A 16,353-nucleotide genomic window follows, 5' to 3' on the forward strand; every position below is an offset into this window, starting at 1 on the left:
CGATCGTGCAAAGCTGTGTTTCGTTCATGTTGATCACCATCTGCAGGATGATCAACCCGTTTCGTCCTCTCCCTACATTTTCCTTGAGGCTCATGTCTCAGTGGAAACGCGCGGCCCGTTCAGGCCCATACCACAGTGGACAAGGCTGGCGCTTGACAGGGGTCGCGGGCATCGGGATAATGCGCCCCGCTGGTGCCTGCAATCCGATTCGATCCGGAACGACCGGCACCGCTCCGCTGGAGCGCGATGCAGGCTTCCAGCAGGGCTTTCAAGCGGGAGTAGCTCAGTTGGTAGAGCGATACCTTGCCAAGGTATAGGTCGAGAGTTCGAGACTCTTCTCCCGCTCCAGACATCGAAGGGAAAGTGCGCAAGCACTTTCCCTTTTCCGCTTTTTGGGGCAGGTATAATGGCCTGCGTCGCCCGGATGGTGGAATAGGTAGACACAAGAGACTTAAAATTACTTAGTCCTGTCCGCCTCGGGCTGTGAGGATGCAGCCGGATGCATCCTTTTGGGATATATTTCGGCGGGGTCAAAACGGGCTGCAAAGCCTGTACTAGCAAGGCCCGGGTGATGAAATTGGTAACCATAGCGGACTTAAAATCCGCCGGAGAAATCCTTACGGGTTCGAGTCCCGTCCCGGGCACCAATACCTTGCGGACCGTCCAGCGAACCGTGCAGGCGCAGACCTGTTTCCTTGGCAGCACGGCCTGTAGTTTTCGCCGGGCAGCCGATAGAGGTTTAGCTGAGACAGCGAAAAGGAGACCATGGCAGCTCAAGAGTCGCATTCGGTACGGAATGGCACGGTCGCCACGGTCGTTGGCGGGGTCATTCTGGCCGTGCTCGCGGAACTCTGGCCTCCTGCTAAAACGGCGCTGGTCTGGCTCTGGGAGAAGTTCCTAGCTTTCCTCGGCTTGTTCAGTTCTTCCTACTCGGTTCCTGGCTGGCTCGTCGCCCTCCTGGGACTCCTTGCGCTCGTAACCGTATTCCGAATCCTTGTCGGCCTGCGTTCGGTCGCGGTGCCCGAAGCTCCGCACGCGAGCTACATTGAAGACATCCTTTTCGGTGCGAAGTGGCGCTGGTCGTGGGCGAGTCACCAGATTCATGGACTGTGGTGCTTCTGCCCAAGCTGTGATGCGGAACTTGTCTATGACGACAGTTCCGTCAATGACATCTACCGGCGAGACAAACCTAAAACCGAGTTCATCTGCGAGCACTGCGGACACCGAACCGTCGGGGTGGTTGAAGGCGGCAACAAGAGCTACGCCCTTAGTGCCGTCCAACGTGAGATTCGTCGCCGCGTGCGAACCGGCCAATACCCTGGCGCCCCCTCCCCAAGTAATCCTTAGTCCCTTGCGCCTCCCCGTCTGGCAAGGGATTGCAGCCCGTAGGCGGTTCGATGGGTGTCCCAGCGAACCGTCCGCCGTCCGAGCGCCCAGGGAGCCAGCCGCTGCCTGGACGTTCCCGGCAACGCAATTGCCATAAAATTGTTGTCGGACTTCGGCGCACCTGGACAGACTTCTCCTTACCGACCGGGACTTCCCCGGCGACGAAAGAAAAGGAGAGCCACCATGTCCGTCCGCATCTTCGATACCGAAATCCACTGCTTCGCCGATCTGAACAAGATCAGCACCGCCGACCTTCTCGACTACTACAACGGCCTCACCGGCAAGAACACCAAGCAGTTCTCCAAGCGGGCCAAGGGTATGCAGCAGATTTGGGCCTTGATCGAGGCCGATGTCACCAAGCAGGAACCTGCTCCTGCCGCCGTTGAAGGCATCAAGTTCGTTGTCGTAGATTCGCCGAAAGAAGGTGCCGACTGCGAGCAGGAGCGCGCAGAGACGCCCGAGTTGCCCGCCGGCATGGAGGCAGCCCCCGCTACGGCCCCTAGCAGCGCCGAGAAGCCCGCCCTCAAGACCCAGGTTGGGGCGCTCGTTGATTTCCTTGCCTCGGGGCCGCAGACGGTTGCCGAGATTGCCCAGAGGCTGAAGCTGGCGAACGAGAAACGGGCGCGCAGCCTGATCGACGCGGCACGTCGGGCGGGTCACTCCATCGCCTGCGTTGGCCGGGGTACTTTCTCCCTCGCCGGGGAGTGAGTCGGATGGCTGACAACCGCCTGCCGGTTCCCGAGTGGGCCGAGGGGCTGACGGCCTCGGAGTCACTGGTGATCTACGATGCGCTGCGCATCCTTGAGAACCGCATCCGCAAATCCGGGGAGTGCCTGGGCTCCCCGGTGCAGGTGCGGACGTTTCTCAAGCTCCAGATGGCGGGCCTTGCCCGCGAGGTGTTCAGCGTCCTCTGGCTCGACTCGCAAAACGGGCTGATCGCCTTCGAGGAGCTGTTTTCCGGGACGCTGACGCAAACATCGGTCTATCCGCGTGAGATCGTGAAACGTGCGCTGCACTGGAACGCGGGCAGCGCCATCTTCGCCCACAACCATCCAAGCGGCTCCGCCGAACCCAGCAGCGCCGACGAGAAGCTGACACGCAATCTCCGGGATGCGCTGGCCTTCGTGGATGTTCGTGTCGTGGATCATTTCGTCGTCACCAACGACATGCAAGTCAGCCTCGCCGAGCGCGGGCTGATATGAGAACTGCCCCGGTAAGTCTTGGTTGCTGGTGATGCCCAGGCAGAACAGGCGCGGCAGCGCGTTTGGGCATGACGCACCGTGTAGGCGAACCGTCGAACGGCAAAAAGAAGCCCCGGCTCCTTTCGGAGTACCGGGGCCAAGCCCGTTCAACAGGAGCACAATGGATTCGGTTAGGCCGGGAGCATGTCTTCGTGACCGCCTCGCCCGAGGATCGGCAGGCCCTCGGCGTTGCCGGGCTGGCTCACGGGCGGATGGCCCTGCACAGCGAACACGGTAGCGGCACCGATCTCGACGGCGGTGAATTTGTCGAAGGCATCCGGCTCGACGCGCTTGAAGAGAGCGCGGGCGGCAGCCGGGGCCGCAGCGGCATTGGCAGCGGGGACGACGACAGCGTTGAAGCCATCGGCACGGCGGAAATTGGGTGCGGCGGGGTAAAGCAGGAAGGTCGGCATGGTCGTTACTCCTCAGGGGTGTGGTTGAAACGAAGGTTGGCTCGGAGAACGCCCCCGAGAGCGCGGAACACAAACAGGCCCAGGGTCTGGCCCGGACCAACCAGGCCGGGGCCGTTCGAGCCCTTCTCGACGTTCGCCCAGCCGTTGGCGTGGCCCTTGAGCGGCACATAGCCCAGGAAGGGCAGCAGCCGTTCCGGGTCGGCACCGGCGAGGTCGCAGCAGGACTTGGCGACGCGGATATCGACGCGGTCCTCGCCCTTGGCGCTGGCAATCAGGCAAGCCGACATCAGCGCAGCCGCCTCGGCTTCGGTTAGCGACTGGATGATGGCTTCGGCCAGTTCCTCGTCGGTGAGAGATTGCAGGTGTTCGTTATTCATCGTTGTTTTCCTCCGGGGCTTCCTTGGCACGGATGGCGCGGGCAATCCGGGCAGCCGGGTTGGCAGCACCATTCACGACTTCGCCGAACAGGGAGAGCGAGTCGTACAGGGCACGCTCGGCGTCCAGGTATTCACGCATCGGCTCGAAAACCTCATGATCGTCGGGGAAGATTTCGAGGACCGCTTGCGGGAAGAACGGGCGCTCGGCATTCGGCATCCGTTCCAGAACGCTGATGACGGCGGCAGCCAGGGCAGCGTCGTTCGTGGCGGCAGCCTGCTCGGCGGCGTGCTTCAGCGCCAGCGGACCAGCGCCCGAGAGGTTCGCCATGTAGGTTGCCCGGCGAGCGTCGCCCAGGGTCTGGGCATCGAGGACGGCGAACGGGTTGCTGAGAGCGTCCTTCGACAGGGCCAGCAGTTCCTTGGCCCCGGCCAAGTCCTTCTTGAGTGCGTTGGCCCGTTCCTTGGCAGCCTTGCGGATGTCTGCGACTTGGGTATCGGCCTTGCGGCGGGCGAACAGTTCGCGCTCGGATTGCGGCATGTCGATTCGCCCCATTTCTTCCAGCGCACGCTTGTAGGCCGTGGCCGGGGCATCCTTCAGGGCAGTGCGCAGATCGCCCAGGGTCTGGACGTGCCCCTTGAGGGCGGCGCGGAGTTCTTGGACGTGTCCGCGATTGAGGACACGCTTGATTGAGAGTTTTGCCATCGCAGCTTCTCCACCTTGGATTAGCGGCACCGGGACCATCCCGGAACCTGCGAGACGAACTATTCCGCAGGCATCCGGCAGGCGCTGTCAGTTTTTGACGCAGCAGAGAAGCGGCGCAGGGAGGCTGAGTTACTACGCTGGCCTGTTCTCGCAAGGCTTGCGCGGTGGTCCGGTGGGTGCGAACCGCGAGAAGGACCGTGTGCAGGCTAAAAGGCGATGGTCGGTAGCGTGGAGGTGTCCGAAATGACACTGAACGGGATAGAGCCGGGGGCGGCGCGGGCCGTCGCCCCGTAGTGGTTCTCCCACAACTCCATCCCAGCCTCACCCTGGCTGGCGTAGTCGGGCAACGGGAAGCCCAGGGGCGTCATCCGGGGCGGAACACCGTGCGCTTCCTCGAAGGAAACGATGCTGCGGACCTTACTGAGGAAGGAGCTGTACATCGGCATCCTCCGCGTCGATGATTTCGCCTCGCGCCTCGGCAATCAGCCCTAGCAGCCCCATCAGCTGCTCGCGCTCTTCGTGGGCCAGCAACAGCACGTCCTCGGCGCTGATGGTCAGGATTGCCGCCGTGTGGTGGTGCTGGTGCGTGATCTCGCCGGAAACCTTCACGTCACGACGCTCGATGGCGTAGCGTTCGGGCATCAGGCCCTTGGCTCGCAACTCCAGCAGCCGGTCGGAATACTTCGTCACGGTGCCGACGAGTTCGCCCCTCTGATAAACCGGCTCGTCCCAGCCTTCCACGGCGCGGCGGTGAATCTCGGATTCCACGTTGGCACAGGCTTCTTGGAGCGCGTCGGCCCAGGCGGCGGCAAATTCCGGGTCCATCCGTCGGAGATGGTAGAAGGACGAGATAGCACCTCCAGCCGAATGCGGGCTGGCAGCGCGAGCGGCAGCCACGGGGATACCGTGCCGCCGGAGTTCGGCGAGGAAGATCGCCTTCCGGTTTTCGTCCAGCGCCTGATTGGGTACTACGCTGCCGGGCTTCCGGCCCACGGGAGCACCGGGCCGCGCTCCGCCTCCAGTTGTCGCTTTCGTCATCTCAATCCCTCGCAAGTTTTCGGACCACCGCTTCCCGGAAGCTGTCGTCGTCAAGCCCAAGGAGCGCGGTGTAGCGCTGCCGGCTCCTGGCCCAAGCACTCGGCATCTTGGCGGTGAGGAAGGCCCTTGCTTCGCTTGCAACGGCCTCGTCGCCGCCTTCGCCACCTTCCCTCGGATAGACCCGCCCCGAGGCGTCCTGCCACGCCTGCATAAGTACGGCAGCGGCAAGGCTGCGCTCCGGGCTGCTGTGGTTCTGATCCTCTTGGAGAAGCGGGGAGAATTGCGGCTCCGTGCCTTTTCGGGGGCGGGCAGTAATCCGATGCTCGCCGCGTCCTTCGATGAAATAGTTCGGCACGCCGGATGCTCGCCCGCTGGCCCACGCGTGTGCAGCTTGGTCGGCGGTGCCTGTCTTCTGGGGAGTCGTGGCGGTCTGGTTCATGAGACCGAATGATTCCTGCCCGTGCCGTCTGGCGCTGTCAGTTTTGGCGGTGGCGGTGGCCGGTCCGTCTCGCGGTGCGCAATGCCCAGCAGGCGGGCATGCCCTTGTCTCGTGCAGGTTGCGTGGTAACTCGAACTTACTGGCGCATACCGCCGACACGCACGCGAGCGCGAGATAGAACTGAGATGGATAGCGCAGAAAACCCAGGTGCGGGCTAGTCGCTAAGGGTCAGGAAGACTCGGGCGGGAATTTCCCGAGCTTTTCCGCGTTGCGGGAAACGCCCAACCCCTGTAGCCACGGGGCTCCTAGCCGTTTATTTCCCGTTTTCCCTCATTTAAGTAGAGAGAGGAAAAAGAAGTAGCACCACACCACACTGCTGTGATGTACCTGTGCTGCTACTGGGCAAGTTGCACCACCGGGCCGGGAAACCGGGAAAAATTCCGACGCTTCCCCTGTAGCCACGCGGCCTGGCGCATTTCCCTTCGGGCCGGGAAAACGGGTTTCCCGTTCCCGCTCTAGGCAGCCCAGCCGCGCACATGCAAAAAGGCCGCCTCGTTGGGCGGCCTCCTGCGAGCGTGTTGGGCGTTAGGCTGTCGCGCTCCGCACCAGAGCGAGAATCCGTTCCCGCAGGGCGGCGTTCTGGAGTGCTAGGAACACCTCCCACTCGTCGCTCGTCATTTGCTCGATGCGCGAGTCGTCATCGTCGCCCTGGTCGTCGGCGGGGTGCTCCTGCACGGAGTACGGCAGCCACTTCTCCACCGGCTCCTCCCACTGACACGGCGCACCGGAGAAAGCGTTCCAGGCTTCCCGCGCACGCTCCACCGACACGCTCAGCATGATGCGACGCTTGTTGCCAGTGACCTTCTCCTTGCGGAACCCGAGCTTGGCAAACTCCTTCTCCAAGTCCTCGACGCTGACCGGGCGAATCTTTAGGCGCATCCCGATCCACTGGGCCAGCTTGTCCGGGTGAAGCCCGACTTCGCCAGTTTTCTTCACATGCACCATTCGCTCGCTGTAGCCCGGATTCACCTCGTTGGGCAGCCACTCGGGTGGGAGCTGCCCCGTCCGGAACATCTCGCGGATGAAGCCACGGATAGGCCCAAGGCTCCGTGCCTGCTGCTCCTCCAGCGCCCGCGTCCGGGGAACAGCGCGGACGTTGAAGTCGCTGATGTCGTAGTTCATCAGGAAGTGCAGTAGGTTCTCGCGCCCGCCAGCCTCCAAGATACGGTTCAGTTCGCCGAAGTAGGCGGTGTCCTGCATCCGTTCGGAGCCGACATCCAGCACGAAAAACCGGCGCTCGAACTCCCCTGCGGGTACGACCCAGGCCTCGTTCGAGGCCATGATGATGTGGAGACAGTTCCGGGCGGCCTCTGTATCGAAGCCTTTGCGCTCGATGGCGATGGTTTCCTCGGTGATGAGGGACTTGAGCGTGGATTCGTGCCTCTTGTCGCCCGCGTAGAGGGCTTCGTCACCGAACAACACGACGCAGTCGCGCAGGTGGGCGTTGAAGTTGCCTGTGACGTGGCGGGAGTCGGTGACGGGAAGGTAGTGCCGTCCGAACAGCCCACCAAACACCTTTGCAAGGAAGCCCTTGCCCGTGCCACGTTTGCCCCGCAGGACGACGGCTACCTCGCCTGGGCAGCCCGGTTGCTGCACCGCCCGCGCCATCCAACCGAGGAGGTAGCGGTAGTGCTCTTCGTTGCCCGAGCAGACGTTATCGCGGATGTGGTCGAGGAACGGCAGGTGCTGGTTCCCGGAGACGGCATTCACTGCGAAGCCCTTCCACGTGTTGTACACGTCGGGCGGCGTGTCCTGCCCAGGAGCGAAGGCGACTCTCTCGTACTGGCGACGGTTCGGGTGGGCCAGCCACCAAGCGCCAGCAGGCTTCGTGACCGGGTTGCCCTTGGTGTCAGTGCCGAGATCTACCATGATGTTGAGGAATCGGTTCTTGAAGTCGGCGAAGCTCTGCGCCACAAGATTGACACGGCCAAGCCCTTGGTCGGCCACTTCGCTGACCACGACGCACTTGCCCCCGAAGTTTCCGACGACGGCGAACTCCTCGTTGAGCTTGCGCAGCATCGGGTTGATGGCGTCCTCATGCGCACGCTCGATCTGACGGCGTGCGTACCTTTCCGGGCTCTTGTGCTCGACCACCGATTCGGCGATGCCGAACGATTCGTCGGTGAGAACTGAGAAAATCACTTCGTCAGGAACGCCCCGGCGCACCAACTCACACGCACAGGCGAACAGCGCCTCGGAACGGCTAGGATACTTGGTCGGGTTGTCAGGATCGTTACCCTGGACAATTAGTACCTTCAGCCAGCCAGGCACGTTCCATTTGTCGAGGGCATCCACCGATTCCAGGTGTTCCACCTCACCCAGCGAGACACCAGCGAGAGCTGCGCTAGGCGCCCGCAAAGTCGCGGGCGCGGCAGCGCCCTGGGCCGGAGCCTGCTGGAAGCTCTCTAGCCCATAGACGCGCTCGGGGTGCAGCTCCACGACGGTGGCTGGGGCGGCGGTGCGGCCTTTTGCTCGCTTCTTGGCGTCCGGATTGTTGATGCTGCCCGGCAGCCGAAGGATACGATCCACGTTGTGGCAGTTGTCGGCTTCGCCGAATACGTCCTGAATCCAGCGGGTGTAACGCTCGGCCTCTGCCGCCTGGGCCTCGGAGCCGTCCAGCAGTATCGGCTCGCGCAGCGCCCACAGCGCCTGGGCACCAGCGCCCGAGCTGATGATCGCGGTGGGTGGCGGAAGCTCCTTCGGTAGGCCTTGCGTCAGGCGGCTGATGATGCGCTGGCGCTCCTCGCCCACGTTTTCCCCGGCACGCGGATCAATATCGACGTGAAGGAAGCTGACGGCGGCAACGTCTGACTTGGCTGCCTTCGTTTCTAGCCCCTGGCGGGTGGGGTTGAGGTGGTAATAGACATTCTGCGACGACAGGCCATCGAGCCACTGGCCGAGTTCAGCCTCTTCCCCAAGCGAGAAAGACTTAAAGCGGAAGCCGTTCCGTTCGGGATGCTTGGCAGCCAGCAACCACGGACCAGCCGGGCGGAGCCATCGCAGGAAACTGACAGCGGAAGCGGTGTCGATGATTGCCGGGGCCGAACTGGCAGCCGAGAATTTGCCCTGAGGTGACCCGCCCTCGTTGCTTCCGTAAGCCCCGTTCGTCGATTCAGAGGTGTCTCGGCGCTCGGGGCTTTCGTTTTTCCTGTGGTCTGTCATACGCCACCCCCTTTCGTTTCCACGCGGGGCAGCGACTCGACAAAAGTATCCAGTTCCCGAACGTCGTATAGGACGACCGAACCGAACTTCCGGTACGGCGGGCCTTTCTTCACTTCGCGCAGGCGGGCCAGATGCGGGATGGAAACGCCCAGGTATTCAGCGGCTTCCTTTGCACGGAGCCACCGCTTGGGCATTTGGAAAGAGATGGAATCAGCTAGATTAGTGTCTTGGGCAGGGGTGTGGGACATGGCAGTCTCCGAATCTGGTGAAGCCAATTCGGAAGCGCCCAGGACACTGCGGGCCGTGCAGAGAACCGGACTCGGCGGGAATTCGGTTCGCTTATTAGCTGCGGACTGCCACCGCTACGCGAGAAACCTTCCGTTGGCTTCCCTGGTTCGTCCTGTCGATTCAGGCACGCTCTCGCTAACGGCACCAATTATCTGGCATCTACGCTCCCAGCCGCAACAGGACAACAGTTCCTCCTGACACCGGCCAGTGCCATTCCTGAGATGTCATGAGAAAGGCACGCGGTCGGTCTCGCGGTGCGCGCACTGCCAAGGAAGCGCCAGCTGCCCGCCAGACTATGCCGGAGCGGTAACGCGGCGTTACCCGGTCATGCACTCGGCTTTCTGCGCTAGACGGGATTCCCCGTGGCCCATATCATGCATGCTGAATCAATTGCTTGGAGGCATGGATGTGCTTGCATGGGGCTCTATAACTACTAACAACGCATTGAATGCGCTGACTTCTGCACTGCAACGGCTTTGTGGTGTGCAGGTAAACTATCTTCAGCTTCCGGCTGACCTCGCCTTGCAGATCGAACCATCTCAGGTGGGAACAATTGTCGGAACCTTGACGGACCTTCTTCTGCCGCGTATCGCACTTGAGCAGGGGATTGGCCTAACGAAGGCGGCGGGAATTCTGGGTGACCGGGAGGACTACCCTGATTTCGAGCATAACTCAGGGTATCGAATTGAGTTAAAGGGAGCCTTCCGGGACAACCCCCATGTGCCGATGAAGAGGCCGCCAACACCCAGAGAGCCGTCAGCACGCCTCACTCAGAAAGTTACCGTTAAGAATGTCGATCCAGACAGGGATGCCTTACTGATACTGGTCTACGAGTTGCGACCGACGTGGAATGACCCTTCCCTTCTTTCGCCAACCATTGTTGATCTCGGGTTATTCCCAGTCATCGAGTGCATAAATGCGCGTGACCATCGCATGATAAGTGGCGGTGGCCGGTGGTTTGGTAACTATGAGACACCCACAATCCTCAGCAAGGCGGGAAAGAGGGCTGTCGTCGGCGGGGTGTCTTTGAACTCAAATGGGTACGGTCGGAAGGAAAGTGAAGGCTATCACTTCAACGAAGATACCAACTTTGGAAAGCTGAAGCGCATACCATATCGCCCGCTCCAGGAGTTTCTGAAGCGGGCGGGTTGTCAATTTTCAGCTACAGGCAGTTATCCAGTGCCGTGGTCAATGTCGAAGCAGGACCAAGAGTTCGCGCTGGCCCTCGATATGACGGCGGAGAACGGTGGTGATTCTCTCGCAGATCCCAGCATCTAGGTAGCGCTCTCCTACCGGCGAGTTGAGCAGGAGATCAACGCTGATGCGCGGGTGGTGCCCACCTGTCGCGGCGGCAGAAAGCATTTCCTGTATGGGCTCGCTCAGCAACCATGCGACCAGTCCGGCAACACTTCTGCCTTCCTCAAGCGAGCGCAAGACGAAGAACTCTGTCGAGCAGTAGAGCTGGTCAACTCCAAGAAGATCGCACGTGCCGGGCGGAATAAACGTAACTTGCCGGAGATAGGGGCGGAGGCGTGAAATGATTACGTCCCCGTCCCTAACAATCTTTTTATTACTTGTGCGTCCGGAGATCGGATCGCCAAGGATCGTAATGTCCAGCAATCCTTCTCGAGCATTCCCTGTGTCGAGCACAAATCGGGCGTCTTCCGGAGGCACCTGCGTCTGAGTGACGGACTGCACAATCTCGCTTAAGAGTTTGCCGTCCGCAAGCTGGCTTGCGGTCTCGCTGGCCAGCCAGTGCTCTGGTGAGAGGCTGAAGTCAGCACCTGTTTCTGAGAACGATCGAGTTATCCAGCGCACATTACGCTCCTAATACGGGGGGCAATCTCATCAAGGTCATGGTTGAGTGAGCGGTACGCCGGTGCGTCAGGATCGGCATCGGGTCGGTAGTTCGGTGAGCCGTTACTAGATTTGCCTGCCGCATCCGAGCGGAAGAAGTGAACCTCGGACTTATAGGGGGAGAGAGAGGGGGCTTGCTTGACTGCGAAGATGACTGCTGCCTTTTGCGTGGTGTAGGGCAAAAAGGTGTAACGGTGGAGGCTTACTACCGCTCGGATTTCACTGTTCTTGCCCAACCAAAGGCGGACATCACGAAAGACTCGGCTACTCACCTTGTTGTCGGGGAGGACAATGGCAAGCCGCCCTCCAACTTTAAGCAGCCGGATGCATCGTTCTATAAATAGAACGTCACGCTCGAGACGCTTCCCTGAAACCCTCGCAACATCATAGGCGGTGGCAAACGTCTCTGCCGCGACATCGCCTGCAAATGGGGGGTTGGTCAAAATAACATCGAAGCCTGGGGAATCTGGTCCCATGAGAGCTTCAATCGTGTCGCCCGTTTCGCTCAAGAGCGTTCGTTCTGGTAATTGCAGGCTATCCACCTGCTCAATGTGGATGGCTCCCTTAGTGCCGATGAGTGACACAACTTTAGCGACTTGGCAGGCTCGATGTGAGTAGTCGAAACCATAAAGGCTAGCCGCCTTACCGTACTTCTCGATGCCGTAGCTGTGTGCAGATTTGAGAAATGCAGCGCTGCCGCAAGCTGGGTCGCAAACCAGTTCGCCCGGCTTGGGATCAACTGCTTCGACACACATGTCGATGACGTGGCGGGGGGTGAAATACTGCCCCTTGTCAGCTTTGTAGGAACGGCTTGTTAGCTGCTCGAAGGCTTGGTCCAGAGCGGTGAAATCCTGCCCTCGGATACTAGTCGTACCGAAGACCCTGCGGACTTCATCAAAGATGCTCTCAGGGGTCTGAAGCTCTAATACACCATCGAGAATAAACGCGATTTCTGGGCCATGTTCAGTAAGGAGCTGGTCGCAGCTTGCTTTGTCAGGCAGGTCCCTCTGCCCGTTTCCTTCTGCAAAATACTTAGCCAGGATCAGCCTGATGATTTCGTAGAACTCATCCACCCCGCTGTTGGCCATGATGATCTCCTGCATCCGGCGGATGCGGGAGACGAAATCTATCCCGAATTGATGTCTTTTTGCCATGTGACGAGTGACAATCGTGTTGTTGTGACCTAGGTCATTATTATGGGGTGAACTTCAGAAGGCAATAGTTAAGTCCGATTGGGGTGGCGAAAGACGATCTCTCTACCCCCTTATGGTTCCCTGGGTGCCCCTGGGCTGTTACGCAACAGCCCGCCTAGGGAGAGCTAGAACGTTCCCGTGAATCTGGCCCAGGAGGTAGGCTGTAACGCGCTCCTGCGCCTCCCGTAGGGTTACTCCAAGCGCCGAGCCGTGGATGTATCCGCCCGTCACCCCCGGAAGTTGGTGATTCAGCAGGAGCTTGATGGCGAACGGGTCCAGCCCAGCGGCGGTAGCCGCCGTGGCGAAGGAGTGCCGCAGCGCGTGCGGATTCACCAACCCTTGGTTCGCTTTCAGCCCCTGGGTGATGTATCCAGTCGCCGAGGTGTGCGACGGGAAGAGCCACGGGTAGTCCTTGCCGAATATTTCGCAGTTTTCCTTCGCCCGGTTGCGCAGCATCTCGACGAGGAACCCGGACAGCGGCAGGTCGAATGCCCGCTTCGGCCCGCCCTTCGGATTGGGCACATGGAGAAAACCCTTCTCAAGGTTCAGGTGCTCGATGCGGGCCTCGCTGGTGGCACCTCTGCGCATCCCCGTGAAGGCGAGGAACAGATACCAGTCTCGTGTGACCGGGTTGCGGAGTTCATGGACGGTTGCCCAGAAGGCGGGCCAGTCGGTGATGATGACGTCTCGGCGCTTCTCGTCGTTGAAATCGACCGCATCGGTCGGCGGCGGGGGGAGGTCGCGCAGCTTCCGGCGAGCGTGCCGATAGACAGCCCGGACGAGGCGCATCGTCTGGTTGGCAGCCACGGGGCCGTTCTTCTTGGTGATGTGGCGGTGCCGTTCATCAACGCCCAGGGTGTCGTCGCCGAGTTCCTTTAGTGGTCGGTCGGCCCAGTCCTTCAGGTAACGCTCAAACAGGTTGCGGTAGCCGTCGATGGTAGAAGGTCGGCGAGCTTTGCGCTCGCAACGGTCGATGTAGGAGTCCAACGCCTGGGCAAAGGTGAATTCCTTCTTCGGAGCTTCCGGCACGGCGGGCTTGTTCGGGTCGATGCCAGCGCGGACCTGCTCGATCACTTCCAGCGCCTTGGTCCGGACGGCCTCAATGGAAAGGAAGTCCCGTGCATCGCCCAGGCGCACACGGCGAGTTCCGAGCTTCACCCGTCGCCCTTGGGCATCCCGCTCCTGGGCGTACAGGTCGCGCTGCACGGCGTAGGTCTTGCTGGAGGCATGGACCACAACCATGAGGCCCTTTACTACGGTGTCCCGGACGGAATAGGAAAGAACCCTGCCGCGCTCGTCTCGTTCGGCCCAGGGGAGGGTATCGACAAATCGAATTGTCAGCTTCGTCGGTTTATAATTCGCCACTTTTAACGCTCCAAAGGTTTGCAGGGGCGGTGCGAACCGTTTGCGCACCGTCTTGGTTAGGGAGTAGGGATACGCCCTAATGCAAAACTCTGGAGCAAAGCGCCCGGAGCGCCAATCATTTCATGACATTTGGGAGCTTAGATGCCTCTAAATGCCCTGAAAGGACGGCAAGAGCTGAACTTAAAATCTCTCGGCTTTGCGGCTGTGCCGGTTCGACCCCGGCTCCGGGTACCATCGCTGTACCGCGAGATTCCTGCCATGGGTCCCAATGATCATTTTTGACCTTGCCTGCCAGCACGACCATCGCTTCGAAGGCTGGTTCCAGTCGCGGGACGAATTCGACAGCCAGTTGTCGCGCGGCCTGGTTTGCTGTCCGGACTGTGGCTCGCCGGTAGTTCGTCGCATCCCGTCGGCGCTCCACCTGGGCAAGCAGCTGCAGACCCCGGCGGCCGCTCCGGTCAGCGCTTCGACAGGTGCTTTGGCAAGCGTTCCGGACGCGACCGCGATCGACGCGCGTGCCGGCGCTCGGTCCGCCTATCGGCAGCTGACGGCGATGCTGCTCGCCAGGTGCGAGGACGTCGGTCCCGACTTTGCCGAAGAGGCGCGAAAGATCCACTACCTGGAGGCCCCGGACCGCGCGATTCGCGGTGAGGCCAGCGCCGAGGAATACGAAGCGCTGCGCGAGGAGGGCGTCGAGGTGCTGCGCCTGCCGCGGCTGAAGGTCGAGGATCTGCACTGATGCGCTGGCTGAGGGCACCATCGCGGCAGCCCAGGCGCAGCCCATCGCCAGTTCCCGCGGCAAGACATTTCGAGGAGGTTTCGCCATGATCAAAGCACGCGCTGCCGTGGCCTGGGCTGCAGGGCAGCCTCTGGAAGTCACCGAGGTCGACGTCGCGGCGCCACGCCAGGGCGAGGTGCTGGTGCGCATCGTCGCCACCGGTGTTTGCCATACCGATGCCTTCACGCTCTCGGGTGCCGACCCGGAAGGGATTTTTCCAAGTATTCTCGGCCACGAGGGTGGTGGCATCGTCGAGGCGCTCGGTCCCGGGGTGACTTCGGTTGCCGTCGGTGACCACGTGATCCCGCTGTACACGCCCGAGTGCCGGCAGTGCAAGTTCTGCAAGTCGGGCAAGACCAATCTTTGTCAGGCGATTCGCGCCACCCAGGGCAAGGGCCTGATGCCCGATGGCAGCAGCCGCTTCTCGCACAAGGGGCAATCGATCTTTCATTACATGGGCACCTCGACCTTTTCCGAGTACACCGTGCTGCCGGAAATCTCGCTGGCCAGAATCGCCAGGGATGCACCGCTGGAGAAGGTCTGCCTTTTGGGTTGCGGCGTGACGACGGGCATCGGCGCGGTGGTCAACACCGCCAAGGTCGAAGCCGGGGCGACGGTGGCGGTATTTGGCCTCGGCGGCATCGGTCTGTCGGTGGTGATCGGCGCGGTGCTGGCCAAGGCTGCACGGATCATTGCGGTGGACACCAATCCGGGCAAGTTTGCCATCGCCAGGCAACTCGGCGCGACCGACTGCGTCAATCCGGCCGACTTCGACCTCCCGATCCAGGAAGTGATCGTCGATCTGACCGATGGCGGGGTGGACTATTCGTTCGAGTGCATCGGCAACGTAAACGTCATGCGCGCGGCGCTCGAGTGCTGCCACAAGGGCTGGGGCGAATCGGTGATCATCGGCGTCGCGGGCGCCGGCGAAGAGATCTCGACCCGACCGTTCCAGCTGGTGACCGGCCGTGTTTGGCGCGGTTCGGCGTTCGGCGGTGTTCGCGGGCGGACGGAATTGCCGGGCTACGTGGAGCGCGCACAAAGCGGCGAGATTCCGCTGGACACCTTCATCACCCACCGCCTGCCGCTGGCGGAGATCAATCACGCTTTCGAGCTGATGCACCAAGGCAAGAGCATTCGCTCGGTGATCCACTTCTGAGCGGTGATGACCCGAAAGGCAGTGCCCATCGAGGAGATCGCCGCCAACCGCTGTTTCGGTGGCTGGCACAGGCGCTACCGTCATTATTCGGCGACCCTGCGTTGCGAGATGGTGTTCGCCGTCTATCTGCCGCCGCAGGCCGCCGATGCGCGAGTGCCGGCGCTGTACTGGCTGTCCGGGCTTACCTGCAGCGACGAGAACTTCATGCAGAAGGCCGGTGCGCTGCGCGTCGCCGCCGAACTGGGAATCGCCATCGTCGCTCCCGATACCAGCCCGCGTGGCGCGCAGGTGCCGGGTGACCCCGACGGCGCGTGGGATTTCGGACACGGCGCGGGTTTTTATGTGAACGCCACGCAGCAACCATGGGCCGAGCATTACCGGATGCACGACTACGTGGTCTTCGAGCTGCCGGAGTTGATCGAAGCGAGTCTGCCGGTCAACACCCGCCGTGGCCTCAGTGGCCATTCGATGGGCGGCCACGGCGCGCTGGTCTGTGCGCTGCGCAACCCCGGTCGCTACCGCTCGCTGTCGGCCTTTGCGCCAATCAGCCACGCGCTCGCCAGTCCCTGGGGAGAGAAGGCCTTCTCGCGTTACCTCGGCGCCGACCGTAGCGCCTGGAAAGCGTGGGATGCCTGCGAGCTGATCGCCGCCGGCGTCGGCGAGCGTCTGCCCTTGCTGGTTGATCAGGGCCTGGCTGACGGCTTCCTGGCCGAGCAACTGCAGCCGGAGACGCTGCGGCAGGCGTGTGCTGCCGCTGGCCACCCGCTCACGCTGCGCTTGCAGGCGGGCTACGACCACAGCTACTTCTTCATCGCCAGCTTCATCGACGATCACCTGCGCCATCACGCCGCAGCGCTGCTGCCCTGACGCGCACTGCCCCGAACGGTGCCTGGC

General features: G+C 61.7%; 18 protein-coding genes and 3 tRNA genes. 10 read left to right on the forward strand and 11 right to left on the reverse strand.

Going from position 1 to position 16,353, the window contains the following annotated elements:
* The first annotated feature begins 272 nt into the window (after nt 1–272).
* From Q1L50_RS05360 to Q1L50_RS05380, 5 genes are all read left to right on the forward strand, one after another.
* Nucleotides 273–348 (forward strand) — tRNA-Gly (locus tag Q1L50_RS05360).
* A gap of 214 nt (nt 349–562) precedes the next feature.
* Nucleotides 563–647, forward strand: a tRNA-Leu gene (locus Q1L50_RS05365).
* Between the two features lie 118 nt (nt 648–765).
* A complete protein-coding gene (locus Q1L50_RS05370) occupies nt 766–1,347 on the forward strand; it encodes a hypothetical protein (RefSeq protein ID WP_300336499.1) in 582 nt (193 codons plus the stop codon).
* A 222-nt stretch (nt 1,348–1,569) separates the two neighbouring features.
* The gene (locus Q1L50_RS05375; protein ID WP_300336501.1) at nt 1,570–2,094 is read left to right on the forward strand and encodes a hypothetical protein; all 525 of its coding nucleotides are present in this window, start codon (nt 1,570–1,572) and stop codon (nt 2,092–2,094) included.
* A gap of 5 nt (nt 2,095–2,099) precedes the next feature.
* Complete coding sequence (locus tag Q1L50_RS05380; protein ID WP_366145214.1) at nt 2,100–2,588, forward strand: JAB domain-containing protein; 489 nt, start codon at nt 2,100–2,102, stop codon at nt 2,586–2,588.
* Nucleotides 2,589–2,758: 170 nt separating this feature from the next.
* Here Q1L50_RS05380 and Q1L50_RS05385 read toward each other — a convergent pair whose 3' ends face one another.
* The 8 genes from Q1L50_RS05385 to Q1L50_RS05420 form a co-directional block, all read right to left on the reverse strand.
* Complete coding sequence (locus Q1L50_RS05385) at nt 2,759–3,040, reverse strand: hypothetical protein (RefSeq protein ID WP_300336503.1); 282 nt, start codon at nt 3,038–3,040, stop codon at nt 2,759–2,761.
* A 5-nt stretch (nt 3,041–3,045) separates the two neighbouring features.
* Complete coding sequence (locus Q1L50_RS05390; protein WP_300336505.1) at nt 3,046–3,417, reverse strand: hypothetical protein; 372 nt, start codon at nt 3,415–3,417, stop codon at nt 3,046–3,048.
* A complete protein-coding gene (locus Q1L50_RS05395; RefSeq protein ID WP_300336508.1) occupies nt 3,410–4,120 on the reverse strand; it encodes a hypothetical protein in 711 nt (236 codons plus the stop codon). Before Q1L50_RS05395 ends, Q1L50_RS05390 begins: the two co-directional genes overlap by 8 nt.
* Nucleotides 4,121–4,326: 206 nt before the next feature.
* A complete protein-coding gene (locus tag Q1L50_RS05400; RefSeq protein WP_300336510.1) occupies nt 4,327–4,560 on the reverse strand; it encodes a hypothetical protein in 234 nt (77 codons plus the stop codon).
* Nucleotides 4,538–5,113 carry a hypothetical protein gene (locus Q1L50_RS05405; RefSeq protein ID WP_300336512.1) on the reverse strand — a complete coding sequence of 192 codons (576 nt, stop codon included), beginning with the start codon at nt 5,111–5,113 and terminating at the stop codon, nt 4,538–4,540. Before Q1L50_RS05405 ends, Q1L50_RS05400 begins: the two co-directional genes overlap by 23 nt.
* Before the next feature lie 46 nt (nt 5,114–5,159).
* Nucleotides 5,160–5,597, reverse strand: a complete 438-nt coding sequence (locus Q1L50_RS05410; RefSeq protein ID WP_300336514.1) for a hypothetical protein — start codon at nt 5,595–5,597, stop codon at nt 5,160–5,162.
* Nucleotides 5,598–6,182: 585 nt separating this feature from the next.
* Nucleotides 6,183–8,819: a primase-helicase family protein gene (locus Q1L50_RS05415; RefSeq protein WP_300336516.1), complete on the reverse strand. Its 2,637-nt coding sequence runs from the start codon at nt 8,817–8,819 to the stop codon at nt 6,183–6,185.
* Complete coding sequence (locus tag Q1L50_RS05420) at nt 8,816–9,067, reverse strand: helix-turn-helix domain-containing protein (RefSeq protein ID WP_300336518.1); 252 nt, start codon at nt 9,065–9,067, stop codon at nt 8,816–8,818. Before Q1L50_RS05420 ends, Q1L50_RS05415 begins: the two co-directional genes overlap by 4 nt.
* Nucleotides 9,068–9,485: 418 nt before the next feature.
* Between Q1L50_RS05420 and Q1L50_RS05425 the strand changes: the two genes are divergently transcribed.
* A complete protein-coding gene (locus tag Q1L50_RS05425) occupies nt 9,486–10,385 on the forward strand; it encodes a hypothetical protein (RefSeq protein ID WP_300336520.1) in 900 nt (299 codons plus the stop codon).
* On the opposite strand, the gene Q1L50_RS05430 is transcribed toward Q1L50_RS05425, so the two are convergent.
* The 3 genes from Q1L50_RS05430 to Q1L50_RS05440 form a co-directional block, all read right to left on the reverse strand.
* The gene (locus tag Q1L50_RS05430) at nt 10,296–10,925 is read right to left on the reverse strand and encodes a hypothetical protein (protein WP_300336522.1); all 630 of its coding nucleotides are present in this window, start codon (nt 10,923–10,925) and stop codon (nt 10,296–10,298) included. The genes Q1L50_RS05425 and Q1L50_RS05430 overlap by 90 nt on opposite strands.
* Nucleotides 10,913–12,052, reverse strand: a complete 1,140-nt coding sequence (locus tag Q1L50_RS05435; RefSeq protein ID WP_300336524.1) for an N-6 DNA methylase — start codon at nt 12,050–12,052, stop codon at nt 10,913–10,915. The genes Q1L50_RS05430 and Q1L50_RS05435 overlap by 13 nt, the downstream gene beginning before the upstream one ends.
* 204 nt (nt 12,053–12,256) lie before the next feature.
* Nucleotides 12,257–13,522 (reverse strand): tyrosine-type recombinase/integrase, encoded by a 1,266-nt coding sequence (locus tag Q1L50_RS05440; protein WP_300336525.1) that lies wholly within the window; start codon nt 13,520–13,522, stop codon nt 12,257–12,259.
* A gap of 101 nt (nt 13,523–13,623) precedes the next feature.
* Between Q1L50_RS05440 and Q1L50_RS05445 the strand changes: the two genes are divergently transcribed.
* From Q1L50_RS05445 to fghA, 4 genes are all read left to right on the forward strand, one after another.
* Nucleotides 13,624–13,756, forward strand: a tRNA-OTHER gene (locus tag Q1L50_RS05445).
* 34 nt (nt 13,757–13,790) lie between these two features.
* Nucleotides 13,791–14,261 carry a DUF1178 family protein gene (locus tag Q1L50_RS05450; RefSeq protein WP_300336526.1) on the forward strand — a complete coding sequence of 157 codons (471 nt, stop codon included), beginning with the start codon at nt 13,791–13,793 and terminating at the stop codon, nt 14,259–14,261.
* Between the two features lie 85 nt (nt 14,262–14,346).
* Entirely contained in the window at nt 14,347–15,459 is a 1,113-nt protein-coding gene (locus tag Q1L50_RS05455) for an S-(hydroxymethyl)glutathione dehydrogenase/class III alcohol dehydrogenase (protein WP_300336528.1), read from the forward strand.
* Nucleotides 15,460–15,465: 6 nt separating this feature from the next.
* Complete coding sequence (fghA, locus tag Q1L50_RS05460) at nt 15,466–16,326, forward strand: S-formylglutathione hydrolase (protein ID WP_300336529.1); 861 nt, start codon at nt 15,466–15,468, stop codon at nt 16,324–16,326.
* Nucleotides 16,327–16,353: the final 27 nt, after the last annotated feature.

Source organism: Accumulibacter sp. (assembly GCF_029255145.1).
Classification (GTDB): Bacteria; Pseudomonadota; Gammaproteobacteria; order Burkholderiales; family Rhodocyclaceae; genus Accumulibacter.